18 protein-coding genes are annotated in these 16075 nt (G+C 53.7%); 10 read left to right on the forward strand and 8 right to left on the reverse strand.

The genetic code is table 11. The features are described from left to right. Positions 1 to 4 precede the first annotated feature (4 nt). From EDI29_RS03680 to sctU, 9 genes are read left to right on the forward strand one after another with little or no spacing between them, the layout of a single operon-like run. The gene (locus EDI29_RS03680; protein WP_137739770.1) at positions 5 to 934 is read left to right on the forward strand and encodes an FHA domain-containing protein; all 930 of its coding nucleotides are present in this window, start codon (positions 5 to 7) and stop codon (positions 932 to 934) included. After that, the gene (gene sctN, locus EDI29_RS03685; RefSeq protein WP_137739771.1) at positions 934 to 2301 is read left to right on the forward strand and encodes a type III secretion system ATPase SctN; all 1368 of its coding nucleotides are present in this window, start codon (positions 934 to 936) and stop codon (positions 2299 to 2301) included. The genes EDI29_RS03680 and sctN overlap by 1 nt, the downstream gene beginning before the upstream one ends. Next, positions 2291 to 2728, forward strand: a complete 438-nt coding sequence (locus tag EDI29_RS03690; RefSeq protein WP_137739772.1) for a type III secretion protein — start codon at positions 2291 to 2293, stop codon at positions 2726 to 2728. The genes sctN and EDI29_RS03690 overlap by 11 nt, the downstream gene beginning before the upstream one ends. Further along, entirely contained in the window at positions 2725 to 3246 is a 522-nt protein-coding gene (locus EDI29_RS03695) for a type III secretion system HrpP C-terminal domain-containing protein (protein ID WP_137739773.1), read from the forward strand. The genes EDI29_RS03690 and EDI29_RS03695 overlap by 4 nt, the downstream gene beginning before the upstream one ends. Further along, positions 3243 to 4409: a type III secretion system cytoplasmic ring protein SctQ gene (sctQ, locus tag EDI29_RS03700; RefSeq protein WP_137739774.1), complete on the forward strand. Its 1167-nt coding sequence runs from the start codon at positions 3243 to 3245 to the stop codon at positions 4407 to 4409. The genes EDI29_RS03695 and sctQ overlap by 4 nt, the downstream gene beginning before the upstream one ends. Further along, positions 4406 to 5059: a type III secretion system export apparatus subunit SctR gene (sctR, locus tag EDI29_RS03705; RefSeq protein WP_137739775.1), complete on the forward strand. Its 654-nt coding sequence runs from the start codon at positions 4406 to 4408 to the stop codon at positions 5057 to 5059. Before sctQ ends, sctR begins: the two co-directional genes overlap by 4 nt. Positions 5060 to 5066: 7 nt before the next feature. Then, positions 5067 to 5327, forward strand: a complete 261-nt coding sequence (gene sctS / locus EDI29_RS03710) for a type III secretion system export apparatus subunit SctS (RefSeq protein WP_107169627.1) — start codon at positions 5067 to 5069, stop codon at positions 5325 to 5327. A 6-nt stretch (positions 5328 to 5333) separates the two neighbouring features. Continuing rightward, complete coding sequence (gene sctT / locus EDI29_RS03715; RefSeq protein WP_137739776.1) at positions 5334 to 6134, forward strand: type III secretion system export apparatus subunit SctT; 801 nt, start codon at positions 5334 to 5336, stop codon at positions 6132 to 6134. Positions 6135 to 6147: 13 nt separating this feature from the next. Next, the gene (gene sctU / locus EDI29_RS03720) at positions 6148 to 7227 is read left to right on the forward strand and encodes a type III secretion system export apparatus subunit SctU (protein ID WP_137739777.1); all 1080 of its coding nucleotides are present in this window, start codon (positions 6148 to 6150) and stop codon (positions 7225 to 7227) included. Positions 7228 to 7248: 21 nt separating this feature from the next. Here sctU and EDI29_RS03725 read toward each other — a convergent pair whose 3' ends face one another. After that, the gene (locus EDI29_RS03725; protein ID WP_137739778.1) at positions 7249 to 8175 is read right to left on the reverse strand and encodes a LysR family transcriptional regulator; all 927 of its coding nucleotides are present in this window, start codon (positions 8173 to 8175) and stop codon (positions 7249 to 7251) included. A 142-nt stretch (positions 8176 to 8317) separates the two neighbouring features. Here EDI29_RS03725 and EDI29_RS03730 point away from each other — a divergent pair, with 142 nt between their 5' ends. Further along, positions 8318 to 9736 carry a M20 family metallopeptidase gene (locus EDI29_RS03730; RefSeq protein ID WP_137739779.1) on the forward strand — a complete coding sequence of 473 codons (1419 nt, stop codon included), beginning with the start codon at positions 8318 to 8320 and terminating at the stop codon, positions 9734 to 9736. Between the two features lie 89 nt (positions 9737 to 9825). On the opposite strand, the gene EDI29_RS03735 is transcribed toward EDI29_RS03730, so the two are convergent. The 7 genes from EDI29_RS03735 to EDI29_RS03765 form a co-directional block, all read right to left on the reverse strand. After that, on the reverse strand, positions 9826 to 10146 hold the full coding sequence (locus tag EDI29_RS03735; protein ID WP_137739780.1) for a helix-turn-helix domain-containing protein: 321 nt from the start codon (positions 10144 to 10146) through the stop codon (positions 9826 to 9828). Beyond that, positions 10139 to 10537: a type II toxin-antitoxin system RelE/ParE family toxin gene (locus EDI29_RS03740; RefSeq protein WP_137739781.1), complete on the reverse strand. Its 399-nt coding sequence runs from the start codon at positions 10535 to 10537 to the stop codon at positions 10139 to 10141. The genes EDI29_RS03735 and EDI29_RS03740 overlap by 8 nt, the downstream gene beginning before the upstream one ends. A gap of 78 nt (positions 10538 to 10615) precedes the next feature. Then, positions 10616 to 11440, reverse strand: a complete 825-nt coding sequence (locus EDI29_RS03745; protein ID WP_137739782.1) for a MetQ/NlpA family ABC transporter substrate-binding protein — start codon at positions 11438 to 11440, stop codon at positions 10616 to 10618. A gap of 413 nt (positions 11441 to 11853) precedes the next feature. Further along, a complete protein-coding gene (gene menC / locus EDI29_RS03750; RefSeq protein ID WP_137739783.1) occupies positions 11854 to 12966 on the reverse strand; it encodes an o-succinylbenzoate synthase in 1113 nt (370 codons plus the stop codon). A gap of 41 nt (positions 12967 to 13007) precedes the next feature. Beyond that, entirely contained in the window at positions 13008 to 13667 is a 660-nt protein-coding gene (locus tag EDI29_RS03755; RefSeq protein WP_005972206.1) for a methionine ABC transporter permease, read from the reverse strand. Next, positions 13660 to 14682 (reverse strand): methionine ABC transporter ATP-binding protein, encoded by a 1023-nt coding sequence (locus tag EDI29_RS03760; protein WP_137739784.1) that lies wholly within the window; start codon positions 14680 to 14682, stop codon positions 13660 to 13662. The genes EDI29_RS03755 and EDI29_RS03760 overlap by 8 nt, the downstream gene beginning before the upstream one ends. 666 nt (positions 14683 to 15348) lie before the next feature. Continuing rightward, positions 15349 to 16011: an HAD hydrolase-like protein gene (locus EDI29_RS03765; protein WP_137739785.1), complete on the reverse strand. Its 663-nt coding sequence runs from the start codon at positions 16009 to 16011 to the stop codon at positions 15349 to 15351. Positions 16012 to 16075: the final 64 nt, after the last annotated feature.

Consider the following 16075-nt stretch of genomic DNA (forward strand, 5'->3'; position numbering starts at 1 on the left):
CATCATGTTTGAATTACGCGTGCTGACTGGTTTACATCGCGGTGCGGCGCTGCCGCTGTATGGCAACGCCTGGCGCATCGGTGCCGCCGACGATGCCGATCTCGTACTTTACGATCCCGGCATTGCGCCTTATCACGGCCAACTGGAGAAGAGCGCTGACGGCTGGGCGCTGAGCGCACAGGATGGCACCATGTGTAATGCGGAAGGTCACGCCGTTGAGCAAATTGACGCGCTGCCGCCCGGCACACCGTTTTCACTGGGGCAGATTTGGCTCTGCATTGTGGCCGCAGAGACCCCCTGGCCTGATGACAGTGAAACGCCTCCAACGGCGGAAGAGGATATCCCCGCCGCGAAGATATCCACCGACGAGCCACTGGCTTATACCGCTGCGCCTACGCCACAACCCGCACCGCGCCTGCCGCTGTGGGCCAAAGCCAGCTACCTGCTGCTTGGCGCATTGCTGCTGGTGATGGTGGGCAGTTGGCAGCTACAGGAGAGCGTCGCGATGCCTGCCGCACCGCCGCCACAGGATACCCGCAAGCCGCTTGGCACGCTGCCACAGTTGGAAAGCACGCTGCGCCTGATGTTGCAGGAACGGGAACTGAGCGCAGCCGTGAAAGTGGCGGCGTATCAGGATCGCCTCACGCTCACCGGGCAAGTCACGCCGGACGATCAAAAAAAGCTGGAACGGATGCTCGCCCAACTCCACCAACGTTATAGAACCGCGCTGTCCGTGGATAACCGCACGCAGTTGAAAACGGAGCAACTGCCGTTTCAGATCGTTCAGGTGACCAGCGGGTCGCGTGCCAACGTCGTCACGGCGGACGGTCAGCGCTTTTTTATCGGCGATGAGATCGACAACTTGCGTCTGGTGCGAATTGATGAGCACCAGATTGAATTCAGCGGCAGACAACAGATAACGGTGAACTGGTAATGCAGACACAACCTTCTTCTTTTCCGCTGCTCGATCGGTGGGTCACCCAGCAGCGCCAGCACCTGGCGGGTTACGCGCCCGTGGAGAAAAAAGGCCGCGTCATGGCCGTCAGCGGTATTTTGCTGGAGTGCAGCCTACCGCAGGCACGTATTGGCGATCTGTGCTGGGTGGCGCGTCAGGACGACAGCCAGATGATGGCAGAAGTGGTGGGATTCAGCCTGGACAACACCTTTCTCTCCGCGCTCGGTGCGCTGGACGGCATCGCACAGGGTGCCGCCGTAACGCCGCTGTATCAGCCACACTGCATTCAGGTGTCGGAACGTTTGCTGGGCAGCGTGCTGGACGGATTTGGTCGGGCATTGGAAGACGGCGGCGAGAGCGCCTTCGTCGAACCGGGGCAACCCACGGGGCGCACGCAGCCAGTGCTGGGAGACGCCCCACCGCCGACCTCCCGACCGCGCATCAGCCAGCCGCTTCCTACCGGATTACGCGCCGTTGATGGCCTGCTGACCATCGGTCAGGGGCAGCGCGTCGGCATCTTCGCCGGTGCGGGCTGCGGAAAAACCACGCTGTTGGCTGAACTGGCGCGTAATACGCCGTGCGATGCCATCGTTTTCGGGCTGATTGGCGAACGTGGCCGCGAACTACGCGAGTTTCTCGATCACGAACTGGACGACGAGCTACGCAGCCGCACCGTGCTGGTGTGCTCTACCTCTGACCGCAGCAGCATGGAACGCGCCCGCGCGGCGTTCACCGCTACCGCCATCGCCGAAGCCTACCGCGCCGAAGGCCGTCAGGTGCTGTTGATTATTGATTCCCTGACGCGTTTTGCCCGCGCCCAACGAGAAATCGGCCTCGCGCTTGGGGAACCGCAGGGGCGCGGCGGGTTGCCGCCATCGGTCTATACGCTGCTACCGCGTCTGGTCGAACGCGCCGGACAAACGGAAGACGGCGCTATCACCGCGCTCTACTCCGTGCTGATCGAACAGGACTCCATGAACGATCCGGTCGCCGATGAAGTACGTTCGTTGATCGACGGGCACATCGTGCTCGCCCGACGTCTGGCGGAACAGGGGCACTATCCGGCTATCGACGTGCTCGCCAGCCTAAGCCGCACCATGAGTAATGTCGTGGATACCGATCATACCCGCAATGCGGGCGGTGTACGGCGTCTGATGGCCGCTTACAAACAGGTTGAGATGCTGATCCGCCTGGGTGAATACCAGCCCGGTCATGATGAGTTAACCGATTCCGCGGTCAACGCCCATTCAGCGATCGCGCAGTTCCTGCGCCAGCCGATGCGTGAACCGATGCCTTATGGCGTGATTCAACAACAGCTCGCCGGAGTCAGCCGCTATGCCCCATAACACCGAACGCGATGCGGAATTACAGGGCGTATTGAACCAGCTGATGCCGATACGCCGCCAGCGCTTAAGCCGCAGCGAGCGTCAGCAGCGGCAGGAGGAACAGCAACTTATCAGGATTGCAGAGCAGCAACGCCATCACCAGCAGCAGGTCGAGGTGCTGCGACAGGCCAGCCACACGCAGCGCGACCAGTTTGCTCAGGAAACCCAGGGGCAACGCCAAACGTTGGAAAACCTGAAGAAGCACCTTGCCGCCGAACAGCGTTTACTCGGCGAGATAGCGGCAGAAGCACAGCAGGTACAGGCTACACAGCAACAGCACGACGACCAGCAGCGTCAGGTTGATCACGCCCGACACACCACCTGCCAATGCCAGAAGGCGGTGGAGAAACTGGAATATCTGCTTACGTTACCTCAGGAGCACGTATGAATAACCGACAAATTGCGTCATCCGAATCCAAGGCGACGCAGAACCCACAGGCTGCGCTGCACGGTAAATCCTCACGTTCAGACGATCGGCACCATTCGGATTTCTGGGAAGCCTTCACGTTTTCGGACGGCTTCGAAGACGCATTTTATCAGGAAGCACCTGTCGTCTTGCCACCGGGCAACCCCATCAACGCACCGCTGTCGCTGCATAGCGAAACAATGGATAGCCCACAAAATGTGACACCGTCACAGTGGCTGCCCCTGCAATGTGAGCTGATTGAAGCGATGGACAACATTTGCGCCCCACCGTTTGCCTTCAGCCTGCAACTGCCGCAGTTGGGTGACATCGATGCGCGCTTAGCCACTCTGGTGCCGCGCGGCTGGGACATTTCTCTGCGCTTTAGCCGGGAAAGTTACCACCAGTTAAAAGATCGGCGTGAAGCCTGCCGTCGCGCGATCGCCACCGAGCTGGATTGCCCGATCAACCTGCGTTTTGACGCCAGAGAGTATGAGCGATGAACACGAACATCCCCGACAATTCAATGCACGTCAGACCGCTGACGCTGCCGACTATGCGCGTGCAACACGCCCGCATCCGATCGACGCTGGCGGCAGGACTATGGCTACCTTTTGTCCGCGATGGGGTTGCTGGCCGTCTGCATCTTCAACTGACGCATCAACGTGGGCTGATAGAAGAAACGTCTGCCGCACAGGCAAGCCGTTGGCGTAGCGACATCGGCAATCTCTCACTGACCGATCCGTTTCCTGTGCTCAGCCTGCTGTCCGACTGCCCGCTGTTACCCCTTACCGAAGACGATGATGCGGCGCAGTGGTACTGGACGCTCTATAACCAGTCTCTCAACCCCGTACTGCGCGCGCTTGTGGGGGAAGTGTATCCAACGCGAGCAACCCCGGAAGAACGAGATTCAGCAGAACAGCACGACAACGATACCACGCTCTGCGCCTGGCTTAGCGCCAGTTGGAACGGGATTACCGTGCGCAGCCGGATACAGGCCGCTGATGCCGTCTGGCTGGCACTGTTTGCCCGCGCTGACTGGCAGCGCCAGCGCCGTGCACTGCCGGCAAGAATGGCTATCACTATCCCGCTCACGCTGGCTGACGTCGTGCTGCCGTTTACCGCGCTACAACCGCTCCAGACCGGCGACATTGTTCTCCCTAATCACCCGTGGTTTACGCCGTCCGGCGAGGGAACGCTGTCATTCGGCACGTTGCGCCTGAACGGCACGCTACAGCTCACAGAAAACGCGCCCTACACCTTTACCGTTACCGACATGGAGACTGTCTCAATGCCCTCATCAGCTACCGACACAATGCTAACCGATGCCCACGCTGATATATCAGCGAATGAATTTACGCGCGCGAGTGACAACGTCACTGAAAATTTACCACCGCTGCCGATCGCCTTACATATTCGCTGCGGTAGCCTGACGATGACATTGACGGAGTTGCAACACCTTGCCAGCGGTAGCGTGCTGACGCTGCGCGATGTGGTGCCGGGGCAAGCCTGGCTGTATCACGGTGATATTGCGCTGGCGAGCGGCGATCTGGTCGATGTAGAAGGCCGATTGGGGCTACAGGTTACCCAGCGCTTTTCCGCGCCAACGCATAAGCGGCCAATGCAGGATGAAGGCAACATCGCCACACCGGAGCTGGCACCATGACCTCCGGCGCATTCGATCCGTTGATGTTTGCGCTCTTTCTGGGCGCGCTCTCCCTTATTCCACTGATGATGATTGTCTGTACCTGCTTTCTGAAGATTGCGATTGTGCTGCTGATTACCCGCAACGCCATCGGGGTGCAGCAGGTGCCACCTAATATGGCACTATACGGTATCGCACTTGCGGCGACGCTGTTTGTCATGGCTCCGGTATTTCAGGACATCAACAAGCGCGTGCAGGAAAAACCGCTGGATATGACCGACATCACCTCGCTTCAGGCCAGCGTGACCTACGGACTGGAACCGCTGCAAACCTTTATGTCGCGTAACGTTGATCCAGACATCCTCACCCACCTGCATGAGAACAGCCTGCAAATGTGGCCCGCCTCGCTATCCGAGAAAGTGAATACACAAAACCTGCTGCTGGTGATCCCAGCGTTTGTGCTGTCGGAGCTACAGGCCGGGTTCAAAATCGGCTTCCTGATCTATATCCCGTTTATCGTCATCGACCTCATCGTCTCCAATGTGCTGTTGGCGCTGGGGATGCAAATGGTCGCACCGATGACGCTCTCGCTGCCGTTAAAGCTGCTGCTGTTTGTGCTGGTCAACGGCTGGACGCGACTGCTGGACGGCCTGTTCTACAGCTACCTGTGAGGCCACAATGGAAATAATCACGCTTTTCCGTCAGGCCATGGTGATGGTCGTCCTGCTCTCTGCGCCGCCGCTGCTGGTTGCGGTCACTGTCGGCGTGTTGATTTCGCTGCTACAGGCAGTGATGCAATTGCAGGATCAGACGCTGCCCTTTGCCGTCAAACTGATCTCTGTCGGGCTGACGCTGGCACTCTGCGGGCGCTGGGTTGGCGTAGAGCTAATGCAACTGGCGATTACCGCGTTCAACATGATTGCGCAGACTGGGGTATAAATCCGTATGATCGCCACCATTCAGCACGTTTACGACTTTATCATCGCCATGACGCTCGGCATCGCCCGGCTGTATCCCTGCTTTATTCTGGTGCCGGTTTTTTCACTCAACGTGTTGAAAGGCATGATGCGCAACGCCGTGGTGATTTCTCTGACGCTGCTGCCCGCCCCCATCGTGCAGCAGCAACTCCTGTTGACACCACTGTCCTGGCCGATGCTGCCCGGTCTGTTGTTCAAAGAACTCATGGTGGGATTGCTGATCGCGCTGATTCTGGCGATGCCGTTCTGGCTGTTTGAGTCCGTCGGGGCGCTGTTCGATAACCAGCGCGGCGCGTTGATGGGCGGCCAACTCAACCCCGCGCTGGGCTCGGACGCCACGCCGCTCGGTCATCTGCTGAAACAGACGCTGATTCTGCTGCTGATTATCGGTATCGGTCTGAAGGGGTTGACGCAGTTGATGTGGGACAGTTACCAGATCTGGCCGGTACTCTCCTGGCTGCCTGCACCGAGTGAAAAAGGGTTTGAGGTGTATCTCAGCCTGCTGGCCGACACTTTCACCCATCTGGTGGTGTACGCCGGGCCGCTGGTGGCGCTACTGCTGCTGCTGGAGTTCAGTATTGCGTTACTCAGCCTGTATAGCCCGCAGCTTCAGGTCTTCGTTCTGTCGATTCCGGCGAAATGTCTGGTCGGGATGGCGTTTTTCATCATTTATCTGCCCGTGCTGTACTACTTAGGCGACCACAAACTTCAGGGGCTGCCGGATCTCAAACACCTGCTCCCGCTGCTTTTTACCGCATCAAACAGCTAACAAGGCGGAATCGATGAGTGAGAAAACGGAACAACCCACCGAAAAGAAACTGGAAGACGCCCGCCGCAAAGGGGAAGTCGGGCAAAGTCAGGATGTGCCCAAGCTGCTGATCTGCGTCGGCCTGTTGGAGTGTGTGCTGGCGCTGGCGGACAGCACCATGGGGAAACTGCAAGCGCTGGTACAACTGCCGCTGCAACGGCTTGGCACACCGTTTACCCAAGTGGCGAAAGAAGTGTTTCACGACGCGGCCGTGCTAGCGGGGACGCTCTGTCTGTTGGCTGCGGCACTTGCCGTTCTGCTACGCATCGCGGGCGGTTGGCTCCAGTATGGCCCGCTGTTTGCACCCGAAGCGCTGAAGCTCGATCTCAATAGACTGAACCCGATCAATCAGTTCAAGCAGATGTTTTCCATGCGCAAACTGGTGGAAATGCTGACCAATATTCTCAAAGCGGTGGTGATCGGCACCGTCTTTTATAAAGTGGTGGTGCCGGAGTTAGAGACGCTGGTTGAATTGGCCTATGGCGATCTACACGGTTTCTGGCAAGGGGTTAAAGCGCTGCTGACGCGCATTGCCCGTACCACGCTGACGTCGCTGCTGGTGCTGTCCGCCATGGATTTCGGTCTGCAAAAGTATTTCTTTCTCAAGCAGCAGCGGATGAGCCACGAGGATTTACGCAACGAACACAAGGATTCTGAAGGCGATCCGCACATGAAAGGCCACCGCAAATCGCTGGCGCACGAACTGATGAACGAATCTGCCGCCCCGCGTCCCAAGGCCAAAATAGAAGACGCCGATATGCTGCTGGTCAACCCAACGCACTATGCGGTGGGGCTCTACTATCGACCCGGAAAAACGCCGCTGCCGCGCATCTTGTTTAAAGGGGAAAACCAAGCCGCTCGCGATCTCATCGCACAAGCACAACAAGCGGACATCCCGGTGATTCGCTTCATCTGGCTGACTCGGACGCTATATCGCACTACACCGGAAGGCCATTACATTCCGCGCGAAACGCTTCAGGCGGTCGCACAGGTGTATCGCGTCCTGCGCCAGCTCGAAGACGAGCAAAAACACGACATTATCGAGATGGAGTGAAGGCAAATTTTCGACGGATAGTTAGCCTTCGGCCACCTGGCTTAGATAATACGCTTCCCCCTGACGCAGTTCCGCCGTCATGAAATCAAGGAAAGCCTGCTGCTGTGGCGCATGAGCCTTGCCTGCCAGCGTTTGGATCTGAAGCGAACGCTGGTCGAGCTGCTTAATATTCAGCGGCTTCAGGCGCATCGGTTGCTGTAAGCATTTATACATCACGGAATAGAAGCTACAGGCGGTGACCGCCCCCGGCGTGCTCATCGCATAGTAATAGAGCGTGGTGAAATTGTTGCAGCACAGCGTCGGCTCCAAAAAAGTACCGTTCATGCGGCATGAGAGGTCAAACAGCTGTCGCAGCGTGGTAGACGATTCCGGCAGCGCCAGCGGGAAAGGATGCAGATCCGCCAGTTGGATAGACTGCTGCGCCAGCGGATGTTCGTCCGACATCAGTAGCATCAGCGGCGCAGGTAGCGCCAGTTCCACATTCACGCCCTGTTCGGGTGCCAGTGCAAACTGGAGCGCGATATCCACTTCGCCGTTGCGGATCATTTGCGACACCTGCATCGCCGAATCCACCTTCAGCGCAAAGGTGGTATCCGGGTCATGCTGGCGGAAACGCGCAAACAAGGTCGGCAGCAGATCAAACGCCATCCCCTCCGTGCAACCAATACGCAACAGCGCCCGGCGGCTAGCCTTCAGCCCCTGAATTTCCGCCACGGCGGCATCCATGTCCATCATGCTCTTACGCACATGGTTTTCCAGAATACGCCCGGCATCGTTTAACACCATGCCGCGTGCATGACGCTCGAACAGCGGCACACCGATGCGTTCTTCTAACCGCTGAATCTGGCGGCTGATAGCAGAAACGGCAACAAACAGGTGCTGACTGGCGGCGCTGAGCGAACCGGTGGTGGCAACCACCAAAAAATAACGGATCTCGGAGCTGTGCATGGCGTCGTTCCTTTCAGAATGTGCTGAGGATTCGAAGGTTTATATTAAAAGCAAAGCTTAATTGCAATTTTTATTATTGTTGCAAAGCTCATTTTTTCTTTAAATATCGGTAACTTCGGCACATTATCCAGCAAGGAAAGGCATGACCAGCGCAGACCTTATTCGTATCGCCTGTGAACGTTTCGATCGCGAAGAATTTAAACAAACGTTGGCTCGGCGTATTGCTCACGCCAGCGAAAGCCAGAAAGCAAATAACCAGCCCGCACTGAACCGCTATCTGACGGACGAGATCCAGCCCGCGTTGCAGGCGATGGGATTCAGCGTAAGGCTGATTGCTTCGTCGGATGAACGTCATCCCCCTTTTCTGCTGGCCGAACGCATTGAAGACCCTAGCCTGCCGACAATACTGTCTTACGGCCACGGCGATGTGGTTTTCGGTGATGACGAAAACTGGCGCGATGGGCTATCGCCCTGGGGATTAGTAGAAGAAGGCGATCGCTGGTACGGACGCGGCGGCGCCGATAATAAAGGTCAGCACAGTATTAATCTGATGGCACTGGAGCAGGTGTTTCAGGCGCGCGGTCAGCGTCTGGGTTTCAACTGCAAATGGCTGTTCGAGATGGGCGAAGAAATTGGTTCGCCGGGGCTTGCCGACCTGTGCCAACAGCACAAACAGGAACTGGCCGCCGATATTCTTATCGCGTCCGATGGGCCACGCCTTAATGCAGAACGTCCAACGCTGTTTCTTGGCTCTCGCGGCTGCGCCAATTTCCGTTTACGCATCAAATCACGCGAGCAGGCATACCATTCAGGCAACTGGGGCGGGCTGCTGAGCAATCCGGGTACGCAGTTAGCGAACGCCGTAGCCAGCCTGGTGGACGGGCAAGGTCGAATGAAGATCAACACCCTGCTTCCACCGCCCCTGACGCCAGCGCTGCGCGAAATTCTTAGCACGATTGATCCCGCAGGTAGCGAAGGCGATCCGGCGATTGATGAAAACTGGGGAGCAGAGGGACTCACGCCTGCCGAGCGGCTGTTTGGTTGGAACACGCTGGAAGTACTGTCATTCATTACCGGGAACCCAAACAAGCCGGTGAACGCCATTCCCGCTGATGCCATCGCCATTTGCCAACTGCGCTTTGTGGTCGGCACCGACTGGCAGCATCTGGCACAGCATGTGCGTCAACACCTCGACCGGCATGGTTTTACGCAGGTGGACGTTGAAGTTCTTAACACGTCCCCAGCAACGCGTTTTAACCCCGAAGATCCGCTGGTGAACTGGACGCTGGCACTGATGCAGCAAATCAGCGGCAAACAGCCCGCGCTGTTACCGAATTTAGGCGGATCGCTGCCTAATGACGTTTTCGCCGACATTCTCGGCCTGCCAACGCTGTGGATTCCCCACTCCTATCCGGCATGTGGCCAGCACGCCGTTAACGAACACCTGCTGAAATCCGTCGCCCGCGAAGGGTTAGCGATCATGACCGGCCTGTTCTGGGAGCTGGGGGAGGAAGGGCAAGCGTTATTAGAAGAACATCGTGAATATGCGAATCAGAGGTGATGTTTAGAACCTGATCGTCATACCGAATAAACGAAAAGTGGCCGTATTAAGCGGCCACTGAACATAATTTATCTTTCATCATGGTAGCATCAGAGAATAGCACTTAACCCTTTTCTCTCGATTACCTCAAGTATTCGTAATGCCGCCCCGGTTGGTGAGCTTACGCCACGTTCCCATTTCTGAACGCTATTGGCCGACATATTAATGATACCCGCCAGTTGGCTTTGACTGATTTTTTCACGCTCACGGATGGCCCGAACTCTACTCGCATCCATGCTGGCGCGTGATTCCATCTTTCGACTTTCCGCAACCAAGCGGTTGATAGCGTCGAGATCGACATCGCTGACCGTACCTGCGGCATATTGGCGCTGAATCATACTCTGTATATTTAACAAGCGCTTATCAACCATTTATCACCTCAACAAGCTCTTTGTTTTTAAGGTCTATTTCAAGATCGGCATCAGATTTGTTTTTAAACACCGTTGACGCAATTTTAAAAGCAGCCAATACATCATCGGGGATTTCCTTCCCGCGCGTTGATACTGTGTTTTTCTCCCATCCCTCAAAGAAAAATACGTTACCTGCACGATGATAAGCCACTATTGTTCGTGCGCCACCACGTTTACCCAGACCAGTCGCAATTCGTTTCTTATACACACCGCCACCGAGACCTCCTTTATCTGGATGATCAATAATGTCAGTCGCAATATCACGTAACTGCCGATCGGTTATGCCTGATTTTCTACGAGATTTATCGTAGTGACGAGCAACAAAAATCCTTTTTTGCCCTATTTTTCCCATAAAAGACTGCCCGATATCACTATGGTAACCACTACCATAGTGATATCGGGCAATCACGTCAATCGATGCAGGTATCGTTTATTCGGATTGCGTGCCTTGCTTCATCCACTCAGGCTTTTGGAACGCGTGGAACATGGAGTTTTTATCTTCAAAGAATGCGGCGAATTCAGGGGATTGAACAGCGGCTTTCAGATCCTGAGCAAACGGTTTGTCGGCATCTTCCGCACGCACAACAATCATGTTTTTCAAGTCTTCCGGCAGCACATCTAGCTGAATCGCATCAGACAGGTTCAGACCCGCAGCCATCGCGAAGTTCGCATTAATCAATGAACCGGTTACACCGCCCAACGCACGGGGTAGTTGTGCCGCTTCCAACGGTTTAAAGACCAGCCCCTTCGGATTTTCTGTAATATCACGCACAGAAGCTTTAGTCGGCGTAATCTCTGGATTTATCTTGATCAGACCGTATTTTTGCAGGAAGTCCAGTGAACGTGCCAGATTGGACGGATCGTTCGGCAACGTAATGATATCACCGGCTTTCAGTTCATTCAGCGAGTGCACTTTGTTGGAGTAAAATCCCATGCTGGCGGTCGGCACGGTGATCACTTCCGTCAGTTTCAGCCCTTTATCCGCGCTGAAGCGGTCAAGATAGCGGCGGTTTTGGAACAGGTTAGCGTCGATACTGTTATTCGACAGCGCCAAGTTCGGCTGAATGTAGTCGCTAAATTCGCGCACTTTCACGTCATAGCCTTTTTTCACCATTTCCGGTTTGATCGCTTTCGTGACCATATCGCCATACGGCCCCGGCGATACGCCGATGGTGATTTCTTTGCCTGAATCTGCTGCGTAAGCCTGAGAGATACCTAACGCCAGCATGAGTGGAATGAGTTTTTTCAATCGCATCGTTGCGTTCCTGTCTGTCCGATTTAGTCAGTATTCGCCGTTTTGCTAACGGCATTCTCGTTATGTTAGGCGTCTGTAGCCACGGTTAAGATCGAGATACCGGGAGCGACCACGGTGCGAGATATCCCTGCGGGAACCTCATCACCGTGTTTCTCCCTAAATCCCTACCCTTACGCGTGGTGCAACATCGCTCATTATTTTTCTCTATTCTTATAACGTTATTCCCTGGTGTTGGATAACGTTTTACTGCTCACACTTATACCCGTCATACTTCAAGTTGCATGTGCGTTGGCTGCGTTCACTCACCCGAATCACTTACTTATGTAAGCTCATCGGGATTCCTTCTCTTGCCGCCTTCATGAAACTCGAATTATTTAGGGTATATGATTTAAAATTTCTGATGAAAGAATCAGTTAAAACAAAAAGGTTTCCTGTCCGTAGCAATATTGATCGTACAGAGCAGGGTTAATATCGAAGCCGATTCCCGGTTTATTTGGCACTGCCACGCAGCTGTCATTGTCCAATTCAACAAACGGCAGCATGAAGTCTTCATGCCAGTAGCGGGAAGACGGTGGAATATCGTGCGCATAGATAAAGTTCGGCAGCGTTGACACCGCAATGTTGTGCGCTTTACCGACCGCCGTATCCAGCATGCCGCCGCACCATACCGGAATGTTGTGCGCCTGACAGTAGTCATGAATCAACTTGGTTTCAGTAATACCGCCCACGCGCGCCACTTTAATATTGATGATTTTGGCACTGCCCAGCTCTATTGCTTTACGCGCGTCTTCTACCGAGGCAATACTTTCATCCAGGCAGATCGGCGTATTCACTGCGGCCTGAAGTTTGCGATGGTCAATAATATCGTCGTGCGCTAGCGGCTGCTCAATCATCAGCAGGTTAAATTTATCGATGCGCTTAAAGAAATCAATATCGTCCAGCGTGTAGGCAGAATTGGCATCCACCATCAGCGTAATATCACCAAACGTCTGACGCAGAGCCGCAATATAGTCGTAGTCCTTTCCCGGCTTGATTTTTATTTTGATGCGCTTGTAGCCTTCCTTCAGGAAATTATCAACCACGCTGACTAATTTATCAGGCGTGTCCTGAATACCAATACTGACACCCGCTTCGACTTTATCTCGCACACCGCCCAGTAATTGATGCAGCGGTACACCTTTCATCTTCGCGTACGCATCCCAGATGCCGCCTTCGATTGCCGCTTTAGCACAGTTATTACGCTTTACCGGCGCGAAAATATCGCGAACCAGAGAAGGATGCTCAATATCCCCCGCCTGTTTAACCATCGGGATCAGGAAGTCACGCATAATATGCCAGGCGGTGACGTTGGTTTCTTCGTTATAAAATGGCAGGGAAATGGCGGAACAATCGCCGTAACCAATCTGCCCATCGGCATGAACTTCCGCGATGGAAAAGTGTTTTTCCGTCTGCGTCGCAAAGCTGGTAGTAAATGGCGTTTTCAACGCCATTTTCATTTTTCGTAATACAATTTTGTCTATTTTCATGACATCTCTCTGCTGTCCTGAATAACGTATTCTGTCGTGGTTTAGCGGCGCTCGCGCTTATTCGCCCGTCGTGACAGCATATCACCCAGCGTTTGCACGACCTGCACCAACACGACCAACGCAATCACCGTCACCACCATGACTTCAGTTTCATAACGGTAATAGCCAAAGCGAATCGCCAGATCGCCGACACCGCCGCCGCCAACAATCCCAGCCATCGCCGAGTAACCAATCAGGCTGACCAGCGTGATCGTCAGACCACGCAATAAGCCAGCCAAGGCTTCCGGCAACAGCACGGTAGCGATAATGCGCGTCGGGCTGGCTCCAAAGGCCTCTGCCGCTTCCACAATGCCCGGATCGACTTCACGCAGCGCGGAATCTACCAGACGGGCATAAAACGCAATCGCTGCTACGGACATCGGCACCGACGCCGCCACGGGCCCTATCGTGTTTCCCAACAACAACTGCGTTAATGGCAACAGCAGCACCAGCAGGATCACAAAGGGGATCGAGCGGATGATATTCACCAGAATGGTCGAGATCAGATAGATAAAACGGTTCTGCCAGAATAAATGACGATCGGTCACATAAATCGCGATGCCTAACGGCAGGCCGAACACCACCGCACAAAGCGTTGAAATGCACACCATGGTGAAGGTTTCACCGAAGGCGAAGATTAATTCACCGATTAACTCAGTCATTGATGACCTCCACCCCAAAGGTATTCTGTCGAATATAAGCAATAGCCGCAGTGAGATTTTCCGCTGCCGGATCGTCACGGTATGAAATCTGGGCGATAATATGCCCCAACGCGCGATCGTTAATATATTCAATATTGCCGTGCAGAATATTTACCGAAACCTGAAACTGCTGTGCAACGTCGGATAATATCGGTTGTTCTACCGAATCATCGGCGAAAAGTATTTTTAACAAGACGCCCTTATTATTTTTCTTAAAGCGTTCAGGTAATTCGACCGGCGTGGTATGGCTAACCAGTTGTTTGGTATAAGCGTGTTGAGGCGCAGAGAAGATCGTAAAAACTTCCCCCTCTTCCACAATATTCCCGCCCGTCATCACCGCCATACGCTGACAAATACTTTTAATCACACTCATTTCGTGGGAAATCAGCACGATCGTGATACCTAACCGGACATTAATACTCTTCAATAACGCCAGAATAGATGCCGACGTTTCCAGATCCAACGCCGAGGTGGGTTCATCACACAGCAGCACTTCGGGATGGTTGGCAATGGCGCGGGCAATGCCAACACGCTGCTTCTGCCCACCGCTCAGCTGCGCCGGATAAGCGGTTCCTTTATCCTGCAATCCAACCAGCGCCAGAATTTCCGGCACGCGCTCAGCAATCTCCGCTTTGCTTTTACCTGCGGCACGCAGGCTGAACACCACATTGTCATAGACATTGCGAGTGTGCATCAGATTAAAATGCTGGAAGATCATGCCAATACGTTGCCGATGCTGGCGCAGCTCGCGGCCAGAAGCATTACTGATCAGCGTATCACCCAGAAATATCCGCCCTTCGGTGGGGCGCTGCAATAAATTGATCGTCCGCAGCAGCGTACTTTTCCCTGCGCCGCTGGTGCCGACAATCCCAAAAACTTCACCCTGTTGAATGGTCAGGTTGACGTTGTTTACCGCCCTGGACTGTGCAGTTTTCCCGGTGGGGAAATCAACGCTCACGTTTTCTAACCGAATCATTACCTGACTCACTCCTGCTCGTTACTCATTGTTTTAAGAGGTGACACAGCGATATACGCAAACGTATGTCTGTTTGATATAAGGGCAAGGCTTAAATACCCATCGTTTAAGCATCGAGGTACACGGGGCGGCCACAGGGGTGAGGCTTCTCTGCGGGAATCTCCCCCTGAGTTTCCCCTAATAACGGGCTTAAGTGACCGATATTAGGGCAAAGCTTTCCTTTATTGTTTTCGTATAACTTTTGGGGATAAACGCCTTTTTAGATTGAGGAATCACCGGGCTATTTTTGGCTACCATTTTGGTTATAATTAGATTAATTTCTTATAAATCAATAAAATATTGAAAAATTATCGTCTATTTAAGTTAGAGAGAAATGAGCTTTGCGTCAATGATAAAAAAAGCAAATCACCTTTCTGTTTTTTAGAAGCTTTTTTATGCTTTTTACTTATATACCCTAAATAATTCGAGTTTCAGGCAGGCGGCAAGAGAGAGAGAATCCCGATGAGCTTACACAGGTAAGTGATTCGGGTGACAAATCTGCCGGGAGCAGATTTGAACGCTGCTTGCAGCGGCCCTTTAGGGCGAGGCCCACGACGGGCCGAGTATTTAAACGCAGCCAACGCACATGCAACTTGAAGTATGACGGGTATATAGTCACGTGCAGTTTTATGCAGGATGTGATGACATTATCTTGTCGATCACATGGCATAACGCAGTTGGCTGAGCACACAGGGCGTCAGCCTGATGGGTTGCTAGCTCATTGGCCGTTCCGTATCCCCACAGTACACCGACGGATAATAAATGGTTGTTCCGTGCTGCAATCATGTCGTCTTCTCTATCTCCCACCATGATTGAACAACGTGGTTCCAACCCATTTTTAGTCAGTAAATAAGCTAATAGTTTAGTCTTATCATCCATGTTTCCATCCGACGGCGTCCCAATGATGTCTGAGAAGAAAGGGCTTATCTTCATCTCATCGAGTATTTTCCCAGCGAATAGTTGTCTTTTAGATGTCGCAATAAAGAGTTTATCGCCACGCTGTTTTAAGGTTTTCAGCATTGGCTGCATCCCTTCATAGATAACGCTATTGTAAAGTCCGAATTGACCATAGTGCGCACGATAAATGTTTATTGTTTCTTCTACTCTGCTGTCACCATAAGGCTCCAGCAGTGTTCTGACAATATTATGCATGGGAGGCCCAATGAGCGATGAAATGTCAATGTCGTCATCAATCATATGCCCTTGCTTTCGAATGGCATAAATAAGGCTCTCTTTAATTCCCGGAACAGAATCAATGATGGTTCCATCTAAATCAAAAATTATATTCATACCGACACCTCCCCTTTGTTTGATTTTCTGGCTTGATATTTCCTTTTAGGCTTATCCAAGAATA

The organism is Pectobacterium polonicum (assembly GCF_005497185.1).
GTDB lineage: Bacteria > Pseudomonadota > Gammaproteobacteria > Enterobacterales > Enterobacteriaceae > Pectobacterium > Pectobacterium polonicum.

Excerpts from the sequence above, each read along its gene's own strand:
- EDI29_RS03680 (WP_137739770.1), top strand. The coding sequence starts at position 5 with ATGTTTGAATTACGCGTGCTGACTGGTTTACATCGCGGTGCGGCGCTG.
- sctN (WP_137739771.1), top strand. The coding sequence starts at position 934 with ATGCAGACACAACCTTCTTCTTTTCCGCTGCTCGATCGGTGGGTCACC.
- EDI29_RS03690 (WP_137739772.1), top strand. The coding sequence starts at position 2,291 with ATGCCCCATAACACCGAACGCGATGCGGAATTACAGGGCGTATTGAAC.
- EDI29_RS03695 (WP_137739773.1), top strand. The coding sequence starts at position 2,725 with ATGAATAACCGACAAATTGCGTCATCCGAATCCAAGGCGACGCAGAAC.
- sctQ (WP_137739774.1), top strand. The coding sequence starts at position 3,243 with ATGAACACGAACATCCCCGACAATTCAATGCACGTCAGACCGCTGACG.
- sctR (WP_137739775.1), top strand. The coding sequence starts at position 4,406 with ATGACCTCCGGCGCATTCGATCCGTTGATGTTTGCGCTCTTTCTGGGC.
- sctS (WP_107169627.1), top strand. The coding sequence starts at position 5,067 with ATGGAAATAATCACGCTTTTCCGTCAGGCCATGGTGATGGTCGTCCTG.
- sctT (WP_137739776.1), top strand. The coding sequence starts at position 5,334 with ATGATCGCCACCATTCAGCACGTTTACGACTTTATCATCGCCATGACG.
- sctU (WP_137739777.1), top strand. The coding sequence starts at position 6,148 with ATGAGTGAGAAAACGGAACAACCCACCGAAAAGAAACTGGAAGACGCC.
- EDI29_RS03725 (WP_137739778.1), bottom strand. The coding sequence starts at position 8,175 with ATGCACAGCTCCGAGATCCGTTATTTTTTGGTGGTTGCCACCACCGGT.
- EDI29_RS03730 (WP_137739779.1), top strand. The coding sequence starts at position 8,318 with ATGACCAGCGCAGACCTTATTCGTATCGCCTGTGAACGTTTCGATCGC.
- EDI29_RS03735 (WP_137739780.1), bottom strand. The coding sequence starts at position 10,146 with ATGGTTGATAAGCGCTTGTTAAATATACAGAGTATGATTCAGCGCCAA.
- EDI29_RS03740 (WP_137739781.1), bottom strand. The coding sequence starts at position 10,537 with ATGGGAAAAATAGGGCAAAAAAGGATTTTTGTTGCTCGTCACTACGAT.
- EDI29_RS03745 (WP_137739782.1), bottom strand. The coding sequence starts at position 11,440 with ATGCGATTGAAAAAACTCATTCCACTCATGCTGGCGTTAGGTATCTCT.
- menC (WP_137739783.1), bottom strand. The coding sequence starts at position 12,966 with ATGAAAATAGACAAAATTGTATTACGAAAAATGAAAATGGCGTTGAAA.
- EDI29_RS03755 (WP_005972206.1), bottom strand. The coding sequence starts at position 13,667 with ATGACTGAGTTAATCGGTGAATTAATCTTCGCCTTCGGTGAAACCTTC.
- EDI29_RS03760 (WP_137739784.1), bottom strand. The coding sequence starts at position 14,682 with ATGATTCGGTTAGAAAACGTGAGCGTTGATTTCCCCACCGGGAAAACT.
- EDI29_RS03765 (WP_137739785.1), bottom strand. The coding sequence starts at position 16,011 with ATGAATATAATTTTTGATTTAGATGGAACCATCATTGATTCTGTTCCG.